The 20641-nt window shown below is 69.4% G+C and carries 20 protein-coding genes and 4 pseudogenes; 15 read left to right on the plus strand and 9 right to left on the minus strand.

Annotated elements, in window-relative coordinates:
- Window positions 1-182 precede the first annotated feature (182 nt).
- Both OG974_RS05810 and OG974_RS05815 read left to right on the plus strand, forming a co-directional pair.
- Window positions 183-2120 (plus strand): amino acid transporter, encoded by a 1938-nt coding sequence (locus OG974_RS05810; protein WP_327279850.1) that lies wholly within the window; start codon window positions 183-185, stop codon window positions 2118-2120.
- Between the two features lie 73 nt (window positions 2121-2193).
- Window positions 2194-2367 carry a hypothetical protein gene (locus OG974_RS05815; protein ID WP_327279851.1) on the plus strand — a complete coding sequence of 58 codons (174 nt, stop codon included), beginning with the start codon at window positions 2194-2196 and terminating at the stop codon, window positions 2365-2367.
- A 41-nt stretch (window positions 2368-2408) separates the two neighbouring features.
- Here the strand turns inward: OG974_RS05815 and lysA are convergent, their stop codons facing one another.
- The 3 genes from lysA to OG974_RS05830 form a co-directional block, all read right to left on the minus strand.
- Window positions 2409-3758 (minus strand): diaminopimelate decarboxylase, encoded by a 1350-nt coding sequence (lysA, locus tag OG974_RS05820; protein ID WP_371645659.1) that lies wholly within the window; start codon window positions 3756-3758, stop codon window positions 2409-2411.
- Entirely contained in the window at window positions 3758-4111 is a 354-nt protein-coding gene (locus OG974_RS05825; RefSeq protein WP_327279853.1) for an SAV_915 family protein, read from the minus strand. The genes lysA and OG974_RS05825 overlap by 1 nt, the downstream gene beginning before the upstream one ends.
- Before the next feature lie 207 nt (window positions 4112-4318).
- Window positions 4319-5440: an IS630 family transposase gene (locus OG974_RS05830; protein ID WP_327280728.1), complete on the minus strand. Its 1122-nt coding sequence runs from the start codon at window positions 5438-5440 to the stop codon at window positions 4319-4321.
- A gap of 118 nt (window positions 5441-5558) precedes the next feature.
- On the opposite strand from OG974_RS05830, the gene OG974_RS05835 reads away from it, so the two are divergent.
- Together OG974_RS05835 and OG974_RS05840 are read left to right on the plus strand one after the other, a co-directional pair.
- The gene (locus tag OG974_RS05835) at window positions 5559-6071 is read left to right on the plus strand and encodes a universal stress protein (protein WP_371645661.1); all 513 of its coding nucleotides are present in this window, start codon (window positions 5559-5561) and stop codon (window positions 6069-6071) included.
- A 57-nt stretch (window positions 6072-6128) separates the two neighbouring features.
- A pseudogene (locus OG974_RS05840) lies at window positions 6129-6296 on the plus strand (transcriptional regulator); the annotation flags it as partial.
- A gap of 215 nt (window positions 6297-6511) precedes the next feature.
- Here the strand turns inward: OG974_RS05840 and OG974_RS05845 are convergent.
- On the minus strand, window positions 6512-6745 hold the full coding sequence (locus OG974_RS05845; RefSeq protein ID WP_327279855.1) for a hypothetical protein: 234 nt from the start codon (window positions 6743-6745) through the stop codon (window positions 6512-6514).
- 1498 nt (window positions 6746-8243) lie between these two features.
- On the opposite strand from OG974_RS05845, the pseudogene OG974_RS05850 reads away from it, so the two are divergent.
- A pseudogene (locus tag OG974_RS05850) lies at window positions 8244-9033 on the plus strand (IS5 family transposase).
- A gap of 538 nt (window positions 9034-9571) precedes the next feature.
- Here the strand turns inward: OG974_RS05850 and OG974_RS05855 are convergent.
- Window positions 9572-9823 carry a hypothetical protein gene (locus tag OG974_RS05855; RefSeq protein WP_327279856.1) on the minus strand — a complete coding sequence of 84 codons (252 nt, stop codon included), beginning with the start codon at window positions 9821-9823 and terminating at the stop codon, window positions 9572-9574.
- A gap of 347 nt (window positions 9824-10170) precedes the next feature.
- Here OG974_RS05855 and OG974_RS05860 point away from each other — a divergent pair, with 347 nt between their 5' ends.
- On the plus strand, window positions 10171-10512 hold the full coding sequence (locus OG974_RS05860) for a hypothetical protein (RefSeq protein WP_327279857.1): 342 nt from the start codon (window positions 10171-10173) through the stop codon (window positions 10510-10512).
- A 16-nt stretch (window positions 10513-10528) separates the two neighbouring features.
- Window positions 10529-10735 (plus strand): annotated as a pseudogene (locus OG974_RS05865) (IS5/IS1182 family transposase); the annotation flags it as partial.
- Window positions 10736-10748: 13 nt separating this feature from the next.
- Here OG974_RS05865 and OG974_RS05870 read toward each other — a convergent pair.
- From OG974_RS05870 to OG974_RS05880, 3 genes are all read right to left on the minus strand, one after another.
- A complete protein-coding gene (locus OG974_RS05870) occupies window positions 10749-11402 on the minus strand; it encodes a CBS domain-containing protein (RefSeq protein ID WP_327279858.1) in 654 nt (217 codons plus the stop codon).
- Between the two features lie 98 nt (window positions 11403-11500).
- Window positions 11501-11659: a hypothetical protein gene (locus tag OG974_RS05875; RefSeq protein WP_371645664.1), complete on the minus strand. Its 159-nt coding sequence runs from the start codon at window positions 11657-11659 to the stop codon at window positions 11501-11503.
- Window positions 11660-11751: 92 nt separating this feature from the next.
- The gene (locus tag OG974_RS05880; protein ID WP_327279860.1) at window positions 11752-13170 is read right to left on the minus strand and encodes an MBL fold metallo-hydrolase; all 1419 of its coding nucleotides are present in this window, start codon (window positions 13168-13170) and stop codon (window positions 11752-11754) included.
- Between the two features lie 203 nt (window positions 13171-13373).
- Here OG974_RS05880 and OG974_RS05885 point away from each other — a divergent pair, with 203 nt between their 5' ends.
- From OG974_RS05885 to OG974_RS05920, 8 genes and pseudogenes are all read left to right on the plus strand, one after another.
- On the plus strand, window positions 13374-14450 hold the full coding sequence (locus OG974_RS05885; protein WP_327279861.1) for a zinc-dependent alcohol dehydrogenase family protein: 1077 nt from the start codon (window positions 13374-13376) through the stop codon (window positions 14448-14450).
- A gap of 5 nt (window positions 14451-14455) precedes the next feature.
- Window positions 14456-15142 (plus strand): pyridoxamine 5'-phosphate oxidase family protein, encoded by a 687-nt coding sequence (locus OG974_RS05890; protein ID WP_327279862.1) that lies wholly within the window; start codon window positions 14456-14458, stop codon window positions 15140-15142.
- Complete coding sequence (locus OG974_RS05895) at window positions 15139-15900, plus strand: HAD-IA family hydrolase (RefSeq protein WP_327279863.1); 762 nt, start codon at window positions 15139-15141, stop codon at window positions 15898-15900. The genes OG974_RS05890 and OG974_RS05895 overlap by 4 nt, the downstream gene beginning before the upstream one ends.
- A complete protein-coding gene (locus tag OG974_RS05900) occupies window positions 15897-18296 on the plus strand; it encodes a glycoside hydrolase family 65 protein (protein ID WP_327279864.1) in 2400 nt (799 codons plus the stop codon). Before OG974_RS05895 ends, OG974_RS05900 begins: the two co-directional genes overlap by 4 nt.
- A gap of 121 nt (window positions 18297-18417) precedes the next feature.
- On the plus strand, window positions 18418-18867 hold the full coding sequence (locus tag OG974_RS05905) for a universal stress protein (protein ID WP_327279865.1): 450 nt from the start codon (window positions 18418-18420) through the stop codon (window positions 18865-18867).
- A 278-nt stretch (window positions 18868-19145) separates the two neighbouring features.
- On the plus strand, window positions 19146-19643 hold the full coding sequence (locus OG974_RS05910) for a flavodoxin domain-containing protein (protein ID WP_327279866.1): 498 nt from the start codon (window positions 19146-19148) through the stop codon (window positions 19641-19643).
- Window positions 19644-19681: 38 nt separating this feature from the next.
- Entirely contained in the window at window positions 19682-20278 is a 597-nt protein-coding gene (locus OG974_RS05915) for a hypothetical protein (RefSeq protein ID WP_327279867.1), read from the plus strand.
- Window positions 20271-20459: pseudogene (locus OG974_RS05920) on the plus strand (cation-transporting P-type ATPase); the annotation flags it as partial. The gene OG974_RS05915 and the pseudogene OG974_RS05920, both read left to right, overlap by 8 nt.
- Here the strand turns inward: OG974_RS05920 and OG974_RS05925 are convergent.
- Window positions 20411-20578, minus strand: a complete 168-nt coding sequence (locus OG974_RS05925; RefSeq protein ID WP_327279868.1) for a hypothetical protein — start codon at window positions 20576-20578, stop codon at window positions 20411-20413. The pseudogene OG974_RS05920 and the gene OG974_RS05925 overlap by 49 nt on opposite strands.
- Window positions 20579-20641 lie beyond the last annotated feature (63 nt).

Here is a 20641-nt window from a genome sequence, read left to right on the forward strand (position 1 = left end):
CCCCCACACCAGCAATCTCCGTCCTGAGCGTGCGTGCCTCTACTACGCCACAGGTGGCACTGTTTGCGTTAAGGACGCGTCAGGGTTTGTCCGCTCGCGTGCATGAGTGATCAGCCTGCGTACGCTGGCTCAGCCGTCGATGTCGACGGCTGATTCTTTGCGTACGACAGGAGCACCCCACGATGGCCACCCCTGCCCGCTCCTCGCGCCTGCGCGCGTGGATGCTGGAAGGCTTGACCGCCCAGACGAGTTCGCCCGCCGCCAAGGAGGCGGCGGCCCAGCCCCACGGCCGACCGTGGTGGCGCGTCATGTGCCTGACCGGTCTCGACTACTTCTCCACCCTCGGCTACCAGCCCGGCATCGCGTTCCTCGCGGCCGGTCTGCTGTCGCCGCTGGCGACCATCGTGCTCGTACTGCTGACACTGTTCGGCGCGCTCCCCGTCTACCGGCGGGTCGCGGAGGAGAGCCCGCACGGCGAGGGTTCCATCGCCATGCTGGAGCGGCTGCTCACCTTCTGGAAGGGGAAGCTGTTCGTCCTGACCCTGCTCGGGTTCGCGGCGACCGACTTCCTCATCACCATCACCCTCTCCGCGGCCGACGCGACCGCGCACATGGTGGAGAACCCGCACCTCACCAGCACCCTGCACGGCCACGAGGTTCTGATCACCCTGATCCTGATCGCGCTTCTGGGCGGGGTGTTCCTGAAGGGGTTCAGCGAGGCCATCGGCGTCGCCGTGGTCCTGGTGGCCACCTATCTCAGCCTGAACGTCGTCGTCGTGGCCGTCGGGCTGTGGAACGTGTTCACCGAGCCGCAGGTCATCACCGACTGGACCACCGCGCTCACCGCCGAGCACGGCAACTTCTTCATGATGATCGCGATCGCGCTCGTCGTGTTCCCGAAGCTCGCCCTCGGCCTGTCCGGCTTCGAAACCGGTGTAGCTGTTATGCCGCACGTCCAAGGCGAGCCCGACGACACCGAAGCCAAGCCCGCCGGCCGAATCCGCGGCGCCAAGAAGCTGCTGACCACGGCCGCCGTGATCATGAGCATCTTCCTGATCTGCTCCAGCCTCATCACGACCCTGCTGATCCCGGCCGACCAGTTCCAGCCGGGCGGCGAGGCCAACGGCCGCGCCCTCGCCTACCTGGCCCACGAGTACCTGGGCTCCGCCTTCGGCACCGTTTACGACATCTCGACGATCCTGATCCTCTGGTTCGCCGGCGCCTCCGCGATGGCCGGCCTGCTGAACCTGATGCCGCGCTACCTGCCCCGGTACGGCATGGCCCCGCACTGGGCCCGCGCCCTGCGCCCGATGGTCATCGTGTTCACCCTGATCGCGTTCCTCGTGACCTGGATCTTCAACGCGGACGTGGACGCGCAGGGCGGCGCGTACGCCACCGGCGTGCTCGTCCTGATCACCTCGGCCGCGGTCGCCGTGACCATCGCCGCCCGCCGGGCGGGGGAGCGCGGCTGGACCATCGGCTTCGGCGTCATCTCCGCCGTCTTCGTCTACACCACCGCCGTCAACGTCGCCGAACGACCCGACGGCGTGAAGATCGGCGCCTGCTTCATCGCCGGCATCATGGCGCTCTCCCTCCTCTCCCGCCTCGCCCGCGTCTTCGAGCTGCGCGTCACCCACGTGGAATTCGACGACATGGCCCAACGGTTCATCCGCGACACCGCCAACCGCACCATCCGGTTCATCGCCAACGAGCCCGACAACCGGGACCTTGAGGAGTACCGGCTGAAGAAGGCGCAGATCCGCGCGGACAACGACATCCCGTCCGAGGACGACGTCATGTTCGTCGAGGTCACCGTCCTGGACGCGTCCGAGTTCGAATCCGGCATGCGGGTGCGCGGTGAAGTCCTGCACGGCCGCTACCGCGTCCTGACCCTGGAGAGCTCCAGCATCCCCAACGCCCTCGCCGCCCTCCTCCTCCACGTACGGGACGAGACCGGCCAGCGCCCGCACATCTACTTCGAGTGGACCGAGGGCAACCCGATGGCCAACTTCTTCCGCTTCTTCCTCTTCGGACAGGGCGAGGTCGCCCCCGTCACCCGCGAGGTCATCCGGGAGGCCGAACCGGACCGCGCCCGCCGCCCCCACGTCCACGCCGGCTGACGCGGCGTAAGGACCCCGACAGGAATCCCGCTGGACCCTCGCCATGGCGAAGGTCCAGCGGGATTCTCATTACGTGAACACTCGCTCGCGCCCAGACCGCCAGATCCGCCAGACCGTACTGGTCCTCGGGGCGGCCGGACTGACCGTCATCGCCACCGGCGCCGCCCTGGAAGCCCTGTGGCTGCTCGGGATCGGGGTCTGGGGCGTCATCGCAGCGATGGTGATCGAGCTCGCCTACCAGCCGTAGACGGGCAGGCCGCAGGATCCGTTGGATCTATGAGGTCGGCCCTAACCGCCGATGTCGCGGCTGCGGAAGTCCTCCAGCGTCTCGCGCCGGACCAGCATCCGGGCCGAGCCCTCATGGACCGCGATGACCGCGGGCCGGCCCACGAGGTTGTAGCCGGAGGCCATGGACAGCTGGTACGCACCCGCCACCGGTGTGGCGAGCAGGTCGCCGGGGTGGATGTCGCCGGGCAGCTCCACGTCGGCCGCAAGGATGTCGCCGGCCTCGCAGTGCCGGCCGACGACCGTGACCGTACGCGGTCCGGCCGTCGAGGCGCGGCCGATCAGACGGGGCGCGTAGCGCACCCCGTACAGGGCGGGGCGAGGGTTGTCGCTCATGCCGCCGTCGACGGCGACGAACACCTCCTCCCCGGCGTGCTTGACGGTGAGCACCCGGTACAGGGCGACTCCGGCCGGTCCCACGACGGCCCGCCCGGGCTCGACGACGAGCCGGGGTACGGTCAGTCCGGCGGCCGCGCAGCCTTCGATGAGCTCGGCGCGCATCCTGCGCGCGAGCGTCGTGAGGTCGAGGGCGGGCTCGCCGGGCCGGTACGCGATGCCGTGGCCACCGCCCATGTCCAGCTCGGCCAGGACGACCCCGTGTGCGTCACGGACACGGGCCATCAGTCCGACCATGCGGCGCAGCGCCACCAGATAGGGCTTCACGTCGGCGATCTGGGAGCCGATGTGGCAGTGCAGCCCCGTGAGTTCGAGCTGCGACTGACCGAGTACCCGGGTGATTGCGTGCTGTGCGCCCCCGTCGGTGAGGGAGAGACCGAACTTCTGGTCGTCGGTACCGGTACGGATCTTGTCGTGCCCGCCGGCGGCGACGCCGGGCACCACCCGCACCATGACCTTCTGGCGCCGGCCGGGGCCGACGGCGGCCGCGATCCTCGCTATCTCGGACGGGCTGTCGATGACGATCCGCCCCACGCCGAGCCGCAGTGCCGCCTCCAGGTCGCGGGGTGACTTGGCATTGCCGTGCAACACGATGCGGTCGGGCGGGAAACCGGCGGTGACGGCGAGCTCCAACTCGCCTGCCGAGCAAACGTCGAGCCCCAGACCCTCCTCATCGACCCAGCGCACCATGGCACGGGAGAGGAACGCCTTGGCGGCGTAGAGGACATCGGCTTCAGGGAACGCATCCCGATAGGTTCGGCACCGCTCGCGGACCTCGCCCTCGTCCAGAACGTAGGCCGGAGTGTCGAACCGCTCGGCGATCTCTGCCAGTGATACTCCGCCGACGGCCAGCCCACCAGGCGTTACCTGAGTCGTGGAGGCAGGCCAGATCGACAGATCATCCGCACTGGCCTCGTGCTCGGACAGAACAGCTGTGGCCACCGTGTGATCCCCCATCAGGCGATCCGGGCTGCGATCGGGGAAGCCTGGGGCAGTGGAGCCGCGACCGGAGGCCCCGCGGCGACCGCGGGAGCGGTGAACGTCGGGTCGACGGTCAGAAGGGATACGCCGAGCGGCTCGGCCATCGCGCGGAGCGCGGACTCGGAGAGCCGGATCCACGGCTGCTGGACGCCCAGTGTCGCGGCCAGACGGTCCGGGCCGGTGAAGCCGACGATGGTGCGAGCTCCCAGCGGGGTGCGGAACAGGCGCACCACCACTTCCGCTCCTCCCGGCCGGACCGGCACGTACAGGGGTCCGGCCGGGACCTGTTCTTCAGGCTCGGGATCGTCGTCGTACTGGAACAAACACATGGGGCCCTCCCTGAGGAACCACGAGCGGCAGGTGACGCCCCGGGTGCGGGGAGGCAGTCCGGGGCGCGGGTTCGAAGCTATCCCCGCATCCCCGCACCCATGGCCACCCCGTAACGAGACCCATACGGGGGCGGGCCAAGTCCTGACGGATCACTGACGCCGGAGCGTTGTGGCATCAGAAACCCGTCATGGTCACGGATCTCCGCGCTAGTGTCCTGCGCCGGAGATCCGTTGGCAGAAGCGGGCGAGTGAGTCGAGGATCTCTTCGGCTGTCTTGGTCCAGGTGAACGGGGTCGGGTTTTCGTTCCACTGCTTGACCCAGGCTCGGATGTCGGCTTCCAGGGAGCGCACACTCTTGTGGGCGCCACGGCGGATCTTCTGGTCCGCGAGGAAGCCGAACCATCGCTCAACCTGGTTGATCCAGGAGGAGCCGGTGGGTGTGAAGTGCAGGTGGAACCGTGGGTGTTTGGCCAGCCACGTCTTGATGGCCGGGGTTTTGTGGGTGCCGTAGTTGTCGCAGATCAGGTGGACCTGAAGGTGTTCGGGGACCTCTTTGTCGATCTTGATGAGGAACTTCTTGAACTCCGCGGCCCGGTGGCGACGGTGCAGTGAGGTGATGACTTCACCGGTCGCGACGTCGAAGGCCGCGAACAAGGTGGTCAGCCCGTTGCGAACATAGTCGTGAGTGCGGCGCTCGGGCATGCCGGGCATCATCGGCAGCACTGGCTGAGAGCGGTCAAGAGCCTGGATCTGGGACTTCTCGTCCACCGACAGCACCACCGCTCCTTCGGGCGGGTTGAAATACAGCCCCACCACGTCGTAGAGCTTCTCCACGAACAGCGGGTCCGTCGACAGCTTGAACGTGTCGCTCAAATGGGGCTTGAGCTGGAACTTCCGCCAGATCCGGCCCACTGTCGACTTCGACAGGCCACTGCGGGCGGCCATCGATGAACGCGACCAGTGAGTGGCGTTCTTCGGGATCTCCTCCAGCGTGCCGACCACTACCGCCTCCACCTGATCAACGCTGATGGTGGGTGGCCGGCCAGGCCGGGGCTCGTCGACCAGCCCGTCCAGCCGGGCCGCCAGGAACCGGCGACGCCACTTGCGGACCGTGTCGGCCGCGATATGCAACTCCCGTGCCACCACGACAATCGGCGGCACATCAGCACCGGCACACGCCAACACGATGCGGGCCCGCAAGGCCACCGCCTGCGCAGATGACGCCCTGCGGACCCAACGCTCCAACACCACACGCTCATCGGAAGACAACAACAACGGTTCCAACTTCGGACCACGCCGAGGCACCGGCACATCCGCAGAAGCAGTCATACATAAACTAACGACGGATCTCCGGCGCAGGACACTAGAAGGACATCAGCAACCGCACCTCATCCCCCGACGAGGCCGTTTCATGAGGACCGTCGGACGAGACGAGAGAGAAGAGGCCATGCGGAGAGTCGTGGTCGGTGTGACCGGAACGGCGGGCAATCTGGCCGCGTTGCACCGGGCCGCCGCGGAAGCGCGCGTGCGTGGTGCGGACCTGTGGGCCGTCCTGGCCTGGCAGTCACCGGGCGGCGAACTCGGAAGCCGCAACGGTCTCGGGCCCCATGCCCTCGCCCAGTGCCGTGCCGCGCCCGCCGAAAGACTCCGCGAGGTTCTCGATACGGCGTTCGGCGCCGTGAAGCCCGGTGTCACCCTAGAGGGCCTCACGGTACGAGGGACCCCGGGTGCGGCCCTCGTGGACGTCGCACGCGATCCGGAAGACCTCCTCGTGGTGGGCACGGGATCCCGCGCCGCGCTGCGCCGCCTCGTCTGCCCCTCGGTGGCCCGCCACTGCCTCGCGCACGCCGCCTGCCCCGTGTTGGTGGTTCCCCCGTCCCCGCTCCAGGCCGAACTCGACGCGGCACACCGCCGCAACTTCTGGAGAATGCCGCTGGACCCACGGGAGCTTGCGCAATGAGTCGCACGAATCGGTGAAGCGGTTTGGCTCGCCGATTGAGGTGTACAGGGCGCACGAGTCCCCGACAGGAGGGGGACTCGTGCGCAGCAGGGTCGCCTCGCCTACGGTTACCAGGCTCAGGACGTACGCCGGCCGGCCGTCCGAGAGTTGGTCGCAACTCGGGACCGCCGTCGTACGCTGCCAGAGCTCCACCACGTCAGCCGCCGACTGGGAGTAGCCGCGTGACCGAGCCGCAGCCGTCCAAGCCCCTTCTGTACATCGTCGTTTGCGCTGCCGGGATCGCCGGCAACGTGCACAATCTGATCACGGCCGCTGGCGCCCCTGCTGCGGCCCAAAATCCCATCGCCCGATAGATGACCCGATCACGTGTGGTGGCAAGGGTCCGGCCGAGCGTGATGACTGTGCGGCCGGCCTTTGGGCCGCACAGCCTGGTCTACTCGTCAGCCACAGTCGCCGTACCCTCCGCCCCAGTCGTCATCGTCGTCGTACCCGCCGTGGCCGTAACCTCCGTGGCCACCGCCGTCATCGTCCCAGCCACCGCCGTGGACGTAAGTGACGGAGTAGGTGGGGGTTGCCGCCGAGGCCGTACCGGCGGCCCCGAGGGCGGCGCCACCGGCCATCAGAACGCCGATGGCGGACACCGCGAAGAGCCGCTTCATTCTCAGTGCCTGCATGGTTCAGAACCCTTCTCGTTGTTCTGCCACTTGCTGCGGCGCGAAGTTGTTCTGCCTCCTTACGTAGGAGGTGTGCGCGGGTTATGCATGTGGCCGCATAGATTTAACGAGCGCAAAGTCGCCGTCAACGCGGCCTCGCTGGGCCACGGACCCGCTGGACTGGTGTGCGATGTTCTCAAGCCCCGAACTCCGGGCTCGTCACCGCGGAAGCAGGTTGATTCCCGAAGCAGGTTGATTCCCCCAGTTGCAACCAACCCGTACATATGATTATAGCCACCCGCCTGGACTCGTCACTCTGGCGGGGAGCCGGAAAAGCCTGCCCATCACGGTCGAGTCGGCGGCTGGCCCGGCGTCGGCCCGGCTGTCAACAGGGCTCCCACTCCTGCCCGCCCGCTCCCGCCGTTCGGACGTAATCCGGGGGCGAGGCGCTGGTCGTGGACACCATCGTCATCGCCCACGGGGAGCTGGAGGCGCGGTCCGGGCCGGCGTTCCTCCACTGGTCATGATGGCCTCGACAGAAGATCTTCCCCGGATTGCCGACCCAGAGCGTGCAGCACGGCAGACGGCACGCATCCGGAAACCGGTCAGCGGCCTCCAGGGCCGGCGCCGCCACTCATCCGAGTCAGACCGTCCGGCCCGCACCCAACGGTCGTAGTGCCGCACGCACAACTCCCGCCCGTTGACGCCGAAGCGGCACCCATCAGCCGCGCAGGCGGCGAGTTCACCGCGTCCACGAACGGGCCGCCCAGGGGCAGCGAGAAAATCCGCCAGGGCTGTCCGGCCCTGGCGGCGCCGCCGGATGACGTGCCCGTCGTACAGACCCTGCTGCCCGGTCACGCGGTCACATTTGGTGACCTGGATGGTGGATCGCAGTGCGGAACTCAGCCCGGACGGAGGCCAGCAACCTCTCCAGCACCCTGGCACGCCCGTGACCGGGGCTGATGCCGGGGACGGTCGCAGTCGCACCTCCCACCCCGTGAACCAGCCCGCATCCCCCAGGGTGCGGCGGACATCTTCGACCGCCACGGTGGGGAGTTGGAACAGTGCGGTGCTGCGGGCCTGGCTGGGTCGAATTCCGAGCTGGTCCAGCCGCTGGGTCAGTTGTGTGGTGCTGATCGGGCGTCCGGGCCGGCCGCCGGGGAAGACCCATGGAGACGGGGCCAAGGCCCCGATGTTCGTCCCAGGAGGTGATTGTGGTCCGTGACTGGTCCAGGAGAAGCGTTTGAAGAGCTCCGGAGATTGCTCATGGTTGCTTTTCGACTACCCTATGAAACTGTCGGGATATTGCACGGAGAGGGCAATACTTCCTCCAGGCGCCGGACTTCGCTCCTCTAGAAGCACCCAAGCTTTTTTGGGGAGTAGCAGCTACAAAAAACGTTCTTGGTCTGTTGGTGGTACGGCAGCGGCACCCGCGCTGACCAGTGAGAACGGCGGTACGCACGGCTTGTTACAGGGCAGTGGTCCGTAAGAAGCCATCTCATTTGGATGGTTGGGTAGGTTGTCGGTCGTGGCGGGGATTGTTGAGCGGCTGGTGCCGGATGAGTTGTGGGCGCTGTTCCAGCGGGTGGTGCCGGAGGCGCCATTGCGGCCTCAGGGCGGTGGCCGACGTCGGCATGGTGACCGTGAAGTACTGGCCGCGATCGTCTTCGTTGCCACCTCGGGTTGTACCTGGCAGCAGCTGCCCGAGGCATCGTTCGGGCCATCGGGGGCGACAGCCCACCGACGCTTCTCCGAGTGGACGAAGGCCAGGGTGTGGGCCAAGCTCCACCGCCTGGTCCTTGACGAGCTCGGCGCCCGCGGCGACCTGGACTGGTCCCGATGCGCGATCGACGCCGTGAACATGTGGGCCACGAAGACGGTAACGGGGACCTGACAGGTCCGAATCCTGTCGACAGGGCAAGTTCGGATCGAAGATCCACTTGATCACAGAGCGAACGGGTCTACCCCTGTCCGTCGGAATCTCGGGGGCGAATCTGCACGACAGTCAGGCACTCGAACCCCTCGTACGCGCTATCCCGCCCATCCGTTCACGCCGCGGACGCCGTCGGCGCAAGCCCGCCAAGCTCCATGCAGACAAGGGTTACGACTACGCTCACCTGCGGAAATGGTGACGTCAGCGCGGCATCAAGCACCGCATCGCCCGCAGAGGAATCGAGTCCTCGCAGCGGCTGGGACGTCACCGCTGGACCATAGAACGGACCATGGCCTGGCTCGCCGACTGTCGCCGACTCCATCGCCTCTACGAACGCAAGGCCGAGCATCTACCGCAGACTCGCCAAATGAGATGACGTCTGAGGCTGCCGGTGTTCCGACTGCGGTAGCCCATCGGGGCCGGGAGCCGGTGCGCGCCGCCGCGGAGGACGGGGCCGTACGCTGCGCGTCAGCCTTCCGGAGCAGTGGCCCGGCGTGATCGCCGACGCGGCCGTGCTCGCCCGCGTGCTCACCATTCAGGCGGCCGGGCCGCCGCGTGCGGCTGACGGCCGAGACCCGGCCCGGCGTCGTGGAGATCCACATCGCTGAAGGAACCCGCGGTGACGCTCACGCTTCCAGTGGCAGCACCCAGGCGGGGAGCGGGTCGCTGCAAGCCGGAGACTTTGAAGGCCGTGCGGGCCGTCTCGCGGTCGATGCGCTGCGCCAGCTGTCGCAGGGCGGTCGTGCCGCGCCGCGCGGGCCAGGACCGTCGGGTCGATGTCGACCTGGCTTCCCTGCGTGTCCCCGACGATCATCTGCTGGGCCACCCCGTCGGACCAGTGGACGAGACGAGGGAGTCGGTGCGGACGGTGTCCGTCTTGATGGGGTTCCCGCCGGGCGAGGACCCCATCGGCTTCAAGGGCCCGGTGGGCTGCTCCACGGTGACGGCCGGGAGTAGTCGTACGGCGGCGGGCTCCACGGCACGGGCGCGGGGGCGGGGGAGGGCTCGAACGGGCCGGCCCGGTTCGCCATGAGGACCATCATCGTCCCGACGAAGAGCAGGGTGATGACGATGAGGGCGAGCCCGACGGGGTTGCGGGGGTTGTAGTAGTAGCTGTTCGTACCCCACTTGCTCCGTCTGAAGACCGGTTCGTCGTCGTGATGCACAGGCTGCGTCCTCGGTAGAAGGTTCTCGGTGACCCGCACGACCTCAGCGGGATGGTGCTTGCGGTCAAGAGGCGCAGCCGGGCGAGGTCCTCGCGGCGTTCGCTGACGTGGGCCGGCGGATTCTGCACCCGTAACTTCACCACGTACCGGCGCGGCTGACCCTCGTATGAGCACGTGCTGTACGCCATCGCCACATTGTCCGCGATCCGCACGGCGCTGCCGATGTCGGCCTCCATCGCGTAGCCGGTGATGTCTCCACCGCCCATGGGCCTGAGCATCTACGGCAGCTAGGTACGGCTGGTGGGGGCTGCGGCGACGGGAATTCGTGCCTGTGGCAGCCTGCCGTCATGCCAGCCGAGCTGCGAGAACATGCGGGCCGTCACTACGCCGTCCAGTTCCACTACGCCTTGCCCGACGACGCCTGGGCTGTGGAGCTGAGTGAGGCCGTGCCTGCGCCGGCCACGTGGGCCGAGGACACCAGTGCCGAGAGGTACCTGCCTGGAGCCGCCTTCATGGTGGCGCTCGTCCCCGATGAGGATCCGAATCTGGAACCGACCGTCCACATCCACAGCCACGATGAGCACGTCATCCCGTACGAGGTCATGCGCTGGTTCCTTGAGCAGGTGGCCGACCAGGTCGAACGTTGCCGCATCGCCTTCGGGCACGACGGGCGGGAAGCAGTGGAATGATCTCGTCGTCGCTGGTGTGATCACGGCGTCGGAGCCGGCATGGGTACGCCCGTTCACCGGGCTGGACCCACGGCAGTTCGGCAGGGACCGGGCTTGCTGGTCGCCGCGCATCATCGACCACCTCGGGCCGAAGCTTGCCCTGCAGCCCCGCAAGCGGTTCGCCGAGGACACCGTGCGCATCGTGGACGGCACGCTCGTCCCCACCCGGGACCACTTCGTGGCGCACGAGAAGACGCTCATGGTCCAGTGCGTGCCTCCAGCCGGCAGCGGACGTCGACGATGCCCTCGACGGATCGGGCGAGGTGCTCGGCCATGGGAATCAGGTGGTCGTCCCGGACGCTGCCGGTCAGGGTGGCGATGCCTTGTGTGACGGTGACCGTGACCTCCTTGTGGGAGAGCGGGAACAGGCGTTCGATGACGCTCTTTCGGATTTCGGCGGTGAGTTCCTCGTCGGTGCGCAGGAAGACCTTCAGGAGGTCGGAGCGGCTGACGACGCCCTTGAGGGTGCCGTCGGCGTCGACGACCGGGAGGCGCTTGATGTGCCGGTCTGCCATGAGGCGGGCTGCTTGGGGGAGGGTGGCGTCGGGGCGGATCGTGACCGCGGGAGCGGTCATCAGGTTCTCCGCACGGGTGGAGCCGGCCTTGGCGGTGTCGCCGAGGCGGCGCATCTGCTCGATGAGGCCGGGGCGGTGCTCGTGGAACTCCTCCTTGGGCAGCAGGTCGGCCTCGGAGACCACGCCGACGACGCGGCCTTCGCCTTCGACGACGGGAAGGGCGGTGACCTTCCAGCGCTTGATGGCGGCTGCGATGTCCTTGAAGCCGGTGTCGGGGGTGACGGCGATGTACCTGGTGGTCATCACGTCGGCGACGGTGTACGGGGTGGAGGTCATGGCGGGTCCTCAGCGTGCGTGGGCGAGCGGGGTGCCGCTGCCGCGGGGAGCGAACGGGACGAGCAGCTTGGTGCGGGCGGAGTCGAGCCGATCGGCGATCACGGCGGACACGGCAACGGAGACGGCCCGGCCGGTGGCGGAGTCCTCCAGGCACAGATGCGGGTGCCGGTGGGGAAGGTGACCGTGGGGGAGTGGGCGAGGAGGGCTTCGCGGGCCTCCGGGGCCATTGCGTCGAGGATGGTGTGCGTGGTGCTCATGGTGTGCCTCCACCCCTTGGTTCTCACCGTGGAGCGCGAGCCGGGACTCCGGGAGGGCCGTGCGGGGCAGACCGTGGGGCCGCCCGGCCCGGTCAGCGGACCAGGACGGCCTCGCCGGACTTGGGTACGACGGCCGTCCACCCCAACTCGTGGTCGATGCGGTCCCGGAGGGTCTCGGCCGCGGTCTCCTCGCCGTGGACGAGATAGGTGGTGTGCGGGGCAGGGGCGCCGCGCAGCCAGTCGATGATCTGGCCGGCGTCCGCGTGCGCCGAGAAGTGCGGTACGTCGGCGACCTCGGCGCGTACGGGGACGTACTCGCCGAACATCTTCAAGGTGCGGGCGCCGTCGACGAGGTCGCGGGCGCGGGTGCCCTCGGCGGCGAAGCCGACGATGACCACGGCGTTGCGGGGGTCGGGCAGGATCCGGTGGAGGTGGTGCAGGACGCGGCCGCCGGTGGCCATGCCGGCGGAGGAGATGATGACCGCCGGCCCGCCGGCGTTGTTGATGTCGATGGATTCCTGCACGGTGCGGGCGGCCAGGAAGGGCTCGGGGCTGATGGCGTCCTCTCCCCGGGCGAGGACCTCCGGCCGCATCTCGGGGGCACGGGCGCGCAGGGCGTCGCGGTAGACGTCCAGGGCGGCCAGGGCCATGGGGCTGTCGACGTATACGGGGACGTGGCGGGGCAGTGTGCCGGCGCTGCGCAGTGCGGCGAGTTCGTGCAGGACGACCTCGGTCCGGTCGATCGCGAAGGCGGGGATGACCACCGTTCCGCCCCGGGAGAGGGCGCGGGTGATCACGGAGGTGAACTCGCGGCGGGCGCTCGCGTGATCGTGGTGACGGTTTCCGTACGTCGATTCCATCAACAGGACGTCCGCGCCGGAGAACGGCTCGGGCGGCAGCAGGAGCGGGTGCCCCGGGCGGCCGAGGTCGCCGCTGACGGCGAGCGTGTGGCCGTCCTCCAGGGTCAGATGGGCCCAGGCGGAGCCGAGGATGTGGCCGCCGTGGTGGAGCGTGAGCCCGGTGCCGCCCATGATCTCGATCTCGCTGCCCATGGGTACGGGGTCGAAGAACTTCACGGTGCGGTCGACGTCGTCATCGTCGTAGAGCGGCTTGGCGGGCCGGTGCTTGGACCAGCCGTGCTGGTTGGCGTGTTCGGCGGCCTCCATCTGCAAGCGGGCGCTGTCACGAAGGACGATCTCGGCGAGGCGGGCGGTCGCGGCACTGGTGAGGATGGGGCCGCGGAAGCCGTGCCGGACCAGGCGGGGCAGGTAGCCGCAGTGGTCCAGGTGGGCGTGGGTGATGACCACGGCGTGGATGTCGGAGGCGTCGCACGCCAGCTTGTCCCAGTTGCGACGGCGTAGGTCCGCGACACCCTGGAAGAGTCCGCAGTCGACGAGGACCCGGGCGTGGTCGCTTTCGACCAGGAATTTGCTGCCGGTGACCGTCCTGACACCGCCGAGGAACCTCAGCAGGGCCGGACGGGTGGCGGGTGACGGAGCCGGCTGGGACATGGCAGCGGCCCTCCCTTCGGGGACGGGTGCCGAATTCCACCGTCGCACCCGTCACGGTGCGGCAGAGAGGCCCCACTGGTCCCCCGGGAGGGGCCGACCGGCCCAAGCGGGACGGAGGCACGTGGGCACAGCCTGGCGGTGACCGCTTCCCGCGCAGCACCTGGCAGTGACCGCTTCCCGCGCAGCACAGAGAGGCCGCAGTCATGAAGGCACTCGTTTTCCAAGGCCCCGGCCAGACCTCCTGGCAGGACGTCCCGGACCCCGCGATCAAGGACGCCGCAGACGCGATCATCCGGGTCGACGCCGTCACGATCTGCGGTACCGACCTGCACATCATCAAGGGCGACGTGCCAGAAGTGACACCCGGCCGCATCCTGGGTCACGAGGCGGTCGGGACCGTGGTCGAGATCGGCGGCGACGTGCGCAGCGTCCGCCCCGGCGACCGCGTGCTCATATCCTGCATCTCCGCCTGCGGCCGCTGCCGCTTCTGCCGTGAGGGCCGCTACGGTCAGTGCCGCGGCGGTGGCGGCTGGGTCCTGGGCCACACCATCGACGGCACCCAGGCCGAATACGTCCGCGTCCCCTTCGCCGACCTCTCCGTCCACCCGCTCCCCAGCGCCGTGAGCAGCCACGATGCCGTCCTCCTCGCCGACATCTTCCCGACCTCCTACGAAGTGGGCGTGCTGAACGGAAACGTGAGCCCCGGCGACACGGTCGTCGTGGTCGGGGCCGGGCCCATCGGCCTTGCCGCCATCGTCACCGCGAAGCTGTACAGCCCCGGGCGCATCATCGCCGTCGACCTCGCCGCCTCCCGCCTCACGGCAGCCCGGGACCTCGGTGCCGATGCCACGGCCAGCGCGCGGGAGGAACCCGAGCGACTGGTCGAGGACCTGACCGAGGGTCTTGGCGCAGACGTGGTGATCGAAGCGGTCGGTGTGCCCGAGACGTTCGAGATGTGCACCCGCATGGTCCGCCCCGGCGGACGCGTCGCCAACATCGGCGTCCACGGCAAGCCCGCCACCCTGCACCTCGAAGACCTCTGGATCAAGGACGTCACCATCACCACCGGTCTCGTCGACACCCGGTCCACCCCCATGTTGCTGCGCATGATGGCCGCAGGCCGCCTCCCCGGGGCCGAGATGGTCACCCACCGCTTCGAGCTGGACCAGATGGAAGAGGCGTACGACGTCTTCTCGCGCGCCGGTGACACCGGCGCTCTCAAGGTCGTGCTCGGTGGTACGCCGCACGACACCGTCGCCGTACCGGCCCAGGAGCAGTGAGTGCCGTGAAGAGCAGACCGAGCATCCACCCGCAGCAGTCCGGCGGGACGGCCGGACGCACCGACCTCGGCCGCCGCATCGCGGCCCGCCGCACCGCCCTCGGCCTGAGCCGCGACGAACTGGGCCACAAGTGCGGAGCCGACGGCAACTACATCGCCTATCTGGAGGAACACGCGGCCTCTCCGGCCATCGGCACCCTCGTCCGGATCGCAGACGTACTCGGTGTCACGGTCGACGACCTGACCGGCGCGAGCGCCGGCCGCGTCCGAGGCCGCTCCACCGCCCGCCGTGATGCCGCTCTGGCTCCACTGGAGGAGTCCGAGTGCCGAACGCTGCTGGGTACGCACGGAGTGGGACGCATCGCCGTCTTCACCCCCGAAGGACCGGCGGTCCTCCCGGTCAACTACCTGATTGCAGGCCCCGACATCGCGTTCCGTACCGCCGTGGATGCTCTCGCGGCCAGAGCAGCGGGCACGGAGGTGGCCTTCGAGATCGACAACATCGACGACGTCACCGCCGGTGGTTGGAGCGTCCTGGCGGTGGGTGAGCTGGAGGCCGTCACGGACCCCGAAGAGATCCAGCACCTGACGGCCACGGCCCGGTCCCAGCCCTGGGCCGGCGGCCCGCGCACCCACTGGATGAAACTCACCCCCGTCCGGCTCACCGGCCGTCGCGTGGCCCACGAGTCATGAGCGAAGTGGGCGCGGTCGTCTTCGACACCGACGGCGTGCTTCTCGCCACGGCGGTCCGCCATGCGGCCGCCTGGAAGTCGACCTTCGACGGCTGCCTCATGCAATGGCAGCCGTCGTCCGTCGACGCACCACCGCGTCCGTTCGATGCCGTCCGCGAATACCGTGACCTGGTCGACGGCAGGTCCCGCCTCGACGGCGTACGCGCGTTCCTCGCCTCACGCCACATCGACCTGCCCTCCGGAACGCCGCAGGACCGGCCCGGATGCGCCACCGTCCACGCGGTCGCCGCCCGAAAGGAGCGGATCTTCTCCGAGGCGCTACGGACCCTCGGTGTAGATGTCTTCGAGGACGTCCGCCCCGCGCTCCAGCGGCTGCGGGCGATGGGCCTCACGTGTGCGGCCGTGTCGGCCTCGAAGCACGCCCGCCTCCTCCTGGAGACCACACGTCTCGACGCCCTCTTCGACGCCTTGGTGGACGGTCGGGACTGCGCCGAACTGGCCCTGCCGGGAAAGCCCGACCCCGCCCTCTTCCTCGAAGCCGCTGCCCGCCTCGGCACGGCTCCGGCGCGGGCCGCCGTGGTGGAAGACGCCCTCGTCGGTGTCGAAGCCGGGCGCCGGGGGCGCTTCCACTTGGTCGTGGGGCTCAACCGGGAGGACGACGTACGAGCGGACGAGGCGCTGCTCGCACACGGCGCCCACCTCGTGCTGCCCGACCTGGCCGGACTGCCGGCAGCCCTCGAAGGCGGGCCCCACCCGTGAACGCCCCCTGGCGTTGGGAGTACCGCCGCTACGACCCCAAGACGGAGCGGCTGGTCGAGTCCCTGTGCACCCTCGGCAACGGCCGCTTCGCCACCCGAGGCGCAGCCCCCGAGAGCGTCGCCGACGACGTCCACTACCCGGCCACGTACCTCGCAGGCTGCTATGACCGGCTCACCTCGACCGTCGCCGGTCGAACGATCTCCAACGAGGACATGGTCCGTCTGCCGGACTGGACCGCCCTGCGCTACCGCTGCCTGCCCGCCGGCGGACCACCCGGTGACTGGCTCACCCTGGACCACCCGAGCCTGCGCCACTGCGGCGTCTCACTGGATCTGCACGCCGGGACGCTCACCCGCCGCATGCTCTTCCACGATGCCGAAGGCCGCCGTCTGGGCGTCACCCACACGCGCCTCGTCCACCTCGGTGATCCGCATCTGGGCGCGCAGCGCACCGTCTTCAGTGCGTACGGCTGGCGCGGCAGGATCGAGATCGAGTCCGTGCTCGACGGAGACATCGCCAATGAAGGGGTGGACCGCTACCGCCCCCTCGCCGGGCAGCACCTCGTGGAACACCGGGCCGCAGTGGCGGAGGGAGGCATCGCCTGGCTGTCCTGCACCACCGCCACCTCCCACCTGCGGGTCGGGCTCGCCGTACGTACCCGGGTACGGCCTTCGGTGCCCGTCGGGAAGGGCTGCACGGCCACCACCGCCCGACAGACGTGCGTCCTGCCGATCAGGCGCGCGGAACCGGTCGTGATCGTGAAGACCGCAGCACTGTTCACGTCACTGGACCGCCCCTGGGACGACCCCGTGAGGAGCAGCGTCGAGCACGTCGGCCACGCTCCGGACTTCCCTTCCCTGCTTGCCTCCCACAAGGCGTCGTGGCAACGGCTGTGGAACGAGGGCGAGGTGGAAGCACCGGGCGAGGCCGGCCGGATCCTGCGCCTCCACACCTTCCACGTCCTGCAGACCCTGTCGCCCCACACGGCTGAACTCGACGCCGGCGTGCCGGCGCGCGGCCTCCACGGCGAGGCGTACCGGGGGCACGTCTTCTGGGACGAACTCTTCGTCCTGCCCTACCTCGCCCTCCACTTCCCCGAGACCGCGCGCGCCCTGCTGATGTACCGGCACCGGCGGCTGCCCGCGGCCCGGGCAGCCGCTCGACAGGCCGGGGCGAAGGGCGCGATGTTCCCCTGGCAGAGCGGCAGTTCCGGAGCCGAGGAGACACAGCGCCTGCACCTCAACCCGCACTCCGGCCGTTGGCTGCCCGACCACTCCCACCTCCAGCACCACGTGGGCTCGGCCATCGCCTGGAACGTGTGGAAGTACGGCCAGTCCACCGGCGACACCGGCTTCATGCAGGGCCCCGGCGCGGAACTCATGCTGCACATCGCACACTTCTGGGCCGGCGCCGCGACCTGGGACACCGACCTCGGCCGCTACCGGATCCGTGGCGTCGTCGGCCCGGACGAGTACCACGACGCCTACCCGGAGGCCCCCGTACCCGGCATCGACGACAACGCGTACACCAACGTCACGGCAGCCTGGGCGCTCGCCCGCGCCCTCGACCTGTACGGAGCGCTGCCCGCGGCCAGACGCGCCGAGCTCCGCACGCAACTGGGCATCGGCCCCGACGATCTCCACGACTGGGAGGACGTCTCACATCGCTTGTACGTGCCCTTCCACGGCGACGTGATCAGCCAGTTCCACGGCTACGGCGACCTCGCCGAGCTGGACTGGGGCGCCTACCGCGCCCGCTACCACGACATCCGCCGCCTCGACCGCATCCTGGAGGTGGAGGGGGACACCCCCAACCGGTACCAGGCGTCGAAGCAGGCCGACACCCTCATGCTCGGCTACCTCTTCCGGCCCGAGGAACTCTCCCCCCTGTTCTCCCGCCTCGGTTACCGCTTGGACGACGAGCTCTGGCGGCGGACGGTGACGTACTACCTGCGGCGCACCTCCCACGGATCGACGCTCAGCAGCCTCGTCCACGGATGGGTCCTCGCCCGGCAGCAGGGCGCGGACGCGTGGCGGTACTGCCAAGAAGCACTGCTCAGCGACATCACCGACGTCCAGGGCGGTACGACCGGTGAGGGAATCCACCTCGGCGCCATGGGCGGCACGCTCGACCTCGTCGAGCGCGGCGTCGTCGGCCTCGATCCCGGCACCGACGGCCTGCACGTCGACCCGGTACCGCTCTCGGAAGTACCCGCCTCCTCCTTCTCGGTCTGCTGTCTCGGACACCGGGACGTCCGCATCAGCTTGCGGCCCGGTCGGATCGGCATCAGGGTTCCGCCGTCCCCCCTGGGCCCCGTGCTCCTCGTTCTGCCCGGAGACAGGCGGGAGAGCGTTGCCGCTGGCCAGGAGAGGTGGTTCCGGTTGCCCAAGCAGTAGGGACGGCGCCCGCCGGAATCCGCCGGGTCCGGCCCGTCGGCGCCGCTACGGCCGCTCCGCGTGGCGAGGCGTACCCGCCTCGCACACTGTGGATGTACAGGCATCGAAAGGGTGAGTCGGGATGGACAGGCAGATTGAGGCTCCGCGCGTCGTAGTGGGTGTCGACGGATCGCCTTCGTCCCAGGCCGCGCTGCGCTGGGCGGTCCGGTACGCAGGCCTGGTGGGCGGGAAAGTGGAAGCGGTGGCCGCCTGGGACCTGCCCGGAGCCGGAGGGTGGTCGGCTCCTGCGGTGGACGCCGACTTCGACGAGGAGGAGGCCGAGCGGCGTTTGGTCGAGGAGGTCCGCACGGTCCTCGGCGAGGGCGGCGCCTCCCAGGTGCACGAGCGCCTGGTGCGGGGCAACGCAGCTGAGGTCTTGGTCGACCAGGCAGAGGGTGCCGACATGCTGGTCGTGGGCAGCCGCGGCCACGGCGGCTTCCTCCGGGCCCTGCTCGGTTCCGTGAGTCAGCAGGTCGCGTTCCATGCCCCCTGTCCGGTCACGATCGTCCGGCCGGACGGACCCGCCGAGTAGCTTCGCACCGGAGCGGGCTCCTCGGCCCTGGCGACCGCCCACTCGGCACTGCGGCGCATCTGTTTCGCGGCGCACGCCGTCCGGCCGTCCCCTCCCGCATGGACACCCTGCGGCTACGCCACTGTCGCGGCCGTCAAGGGGCCCGTGGCGGCCTCCGAGCAGAGCCGCTGCGGAGAGGACCGAATGGCCCTCTTCGGGATCCGTCCGGCCCATGTGGCCACGCCGTCGGCTGCCCGACACTGGATGCAGACCCTCATCGAGCAGCCAAGGAGCCCGTCATGAGCACCAAGCGAGTTCTGGTCGCCTACGGCACCAAGCACGGTGCCACCGCAGGCATCGCCGAGCAGATCGGAAAGACCCTCCGCGAGGACGGCTTGGACGCTGTCGTACTGCCCGCCAACGACGTTCAGGACGTCCGGGCCTACGACGCCGTCGTTCTCGGGGGCTCCCTCTACGCCGGACATTGGAGCAGCAAGGCCATGCACTGCGCGGAACGCAACGCGGACTCGCTGCGGCACCGGCCGGTGTGGCTGTTCAGCAGCGGCCCCCTCGACCGCTCGGCCGACGAACACGAGGTCGCGCCGGTCGCCACCGTCGCCCGGCAGATGCAGCTCATCGGAGCGCGCGAGCACATGACCTTCGGCGGCAGCATCACGGCCCGGACCCCCGGGTTCCTCGCCAAGGCCCTGCTGCACCAGGGCAAGGGCGGCGACTTCCGCAACCCCGAGCGCATCCAGAGCTGGGCCCACCACATCAGCGCCGAACTCGCCGCCTGAGAGGTCGGGCCGGCCCGGACGCAGCACGGAGGCGCGCCATGCACCACCGCATGCCGGGAGCGGAGGGCAATCCGCTCAGGCGCGATGCCGACCGCACCCGTGCCCACCTGCACGCCGTGTTCGTCCTGGCCTGCGTGCTGGCCGTGATCTGCGGTGTCGTGGTCGGCCGGAGCGCCTGGACGGACGCCCGTCGCGACGCCGAAGGGATCGCGCGTCACCGGTACTCCGTGACGGCCGTGACGGTCGCCGAGACCACGTACCGGGCCGGGACCGGACCGAGCACCCGCCCTCTTCTCGTGGCTCCCGCCACCTGGCAGGACCGATCCCACCGCGTCCACACGGAAAGCGTCCCCGTCCCGGCGGAGACCCGCAAGGGAGGCACCGTCCGGCTCTGGGTCGACGACAACGGCAACGCGGCAACCGAACCGCCAGGTGCACCTGACGTCGCTCTGAACGCCATGGGCCAGGGCACCGGAGCATCGGCCCTCGTCGTGCTCGTCGCGGGTGCCTTCGTCTACGCACGCCTGCGCGGCGTCGACAGGCACAGCGCTCGGGCGTGGGAGAGCGAGTGGGAGAAAGTCGAGCCCCAGTGGTCCGGACGCCTGCGTCCCGGACAGGGAGCCGGCGATGACTGAGGCCGACGCCGACCAAGACCTCGCACAGGGCGCCGCACCTGACCCGCTGGAACCCCTTCCCCTGCTCCGCCGTGAACTGCACACAGGTCCTCTCGGTCTGTCGAGCCGGGAAGCGGAAAGCAGGCTGGCCGTCTACGGGCCGAACGAGGTCCGCCGCAGCGCCCGCACCAGCGTCTTGCGGGAGCTCCTGAGGCAGCTGATCCATCCCCTGGCCCTGCTGCTGTGGGCCGCGGCCGCCCTCGCGTACGCGGCCGACATCGAGGTGCTCGGCTGGGCGATCGTCGTGGTCGTCCTCGTCAATGCCGGATTCGCCCTCGTCCAGGAACAGCAGGCGGAGAAGGCCGTCGAGAGCAGGCTTCTTCT

The organism is Streptomyces sp. NBC_00597 (genome assembly GCF_041431095.1).
Taxonomy (GTDB): domain Bacteria; phylum Actinomycetota; class Actinomycetes; order Streptomycetales; family Streptomycetaceae; genus Streptomyces.

Excerpts from the sequence above, each read along its gene's own strand:
- OG974_RS05810 (WP_327279850.1), top strand. The coding sequence starts at position 183 with ATGGCCACCCCTGCCCGCTCCTCGCGCCTGCGCGCGTGGATGCTGGAA.
- lysA (WP_371645659.1), bottom strand. The coding sequence starts at position 3,758 with ATGGGGGATCACACGGTGGCCACAGCTGTTCTGTCCGAGCACGAGGCC.
- OG974_RS05825 (WP_327279853.1), bottom strand. The coding sequence starts at position 4,111 with ATGTGTTTGTTCCAGTACGACGACGATCCCGAGCCTGAAGAACAGGTC.
- OG974_RS05830 (WP_327280728.1), bottom strand. The coding sequence starts at position 5,440 with ATGACTGCTTCTGCGGATGTGCCGGTGCCTCGGCGTGGTCCGAAGTTG.
- OG974_RS05835 (WP_371645661.1), top strand. The coding sequence starts at position 5,559 with ATGCGGAGAGTCGTGGTCGGTGTGACCGGAACGGCGGGCAATCTGGCC.
- OG974_RS05845 (WP_327279855.1), bottom strand. The coding sequence starts at position 6,745 with ATGCAGGCACTGAGAATGAAGCGGCTCTTCGCGGTGTCCGCCATCGGC.
- OG974_RS05860 (WP_327279857.1), top strand. The coding sequence starts at position 10,171 with ATGCCAGCCGAGCTGCGAGAACATGCGGGCCGTCACTACGCCGTCCAG.
- OG974_RS05870 (WP_327279858.1), bottom strand. The coding sequence starts at position 11,402 with ATGACCTCCACCCCGTACACCGTCGCCGACGTGATGACCACCAGGTAC.
- OG974_RS05875 (WP_371645664.1), bottom strand. The coding sequence starts at position 11,659 with ATGAGCACCACGCACACCATCCTCGACGCAATGGCCCCGGAGGCCCGC.
- OG974_RS05880 (WP_327279860.1), bottom strand. The coding sequence starts at position 13,170 with ATGTCCCAGCCGGCTCCGTCACCCGCCACCCGTCCGGCCCTGCTGAGG.
- OG974_RS05885 (WP_327279861.1), top strand. The coding sequence starts at position 13,374 with ATGAAGGCACTCGTTTTCCAAGGCCCCGGCCAGACCTCCTGGCAGGAC.
- OG974_RS05895 (WP_327279863.1), top strand. The coding sequence starts at position 15,139 with ATGAGCGAAGTGGGCGCGGTCGTCTTCGACACCGACGGCGTGCTTCTC.
- OG974_RS05905 (WP_327279865.1), top strand. The coding sequence starts at position 18,418 with ATGGACAGGCAGATTGAGGCTCCGCGCGTCGTAGTGGGTGTCGACGGA.
- OG974_RS05910 (WP_327279866.1), top strand. The coding sequence starts at position 19,146 with ATGAGCACCAAGCGAGTTCTGGTCGCCTACGGCACCAAGCACGGTGCC.
- OG974_RS05915 (WP_327279867.1), top strand. The coding sequence starts at position 19,682 with ATGCACCACCGCATGCCGGGAGCGGAGGGCAATCCGCTCAGGCGCGAT.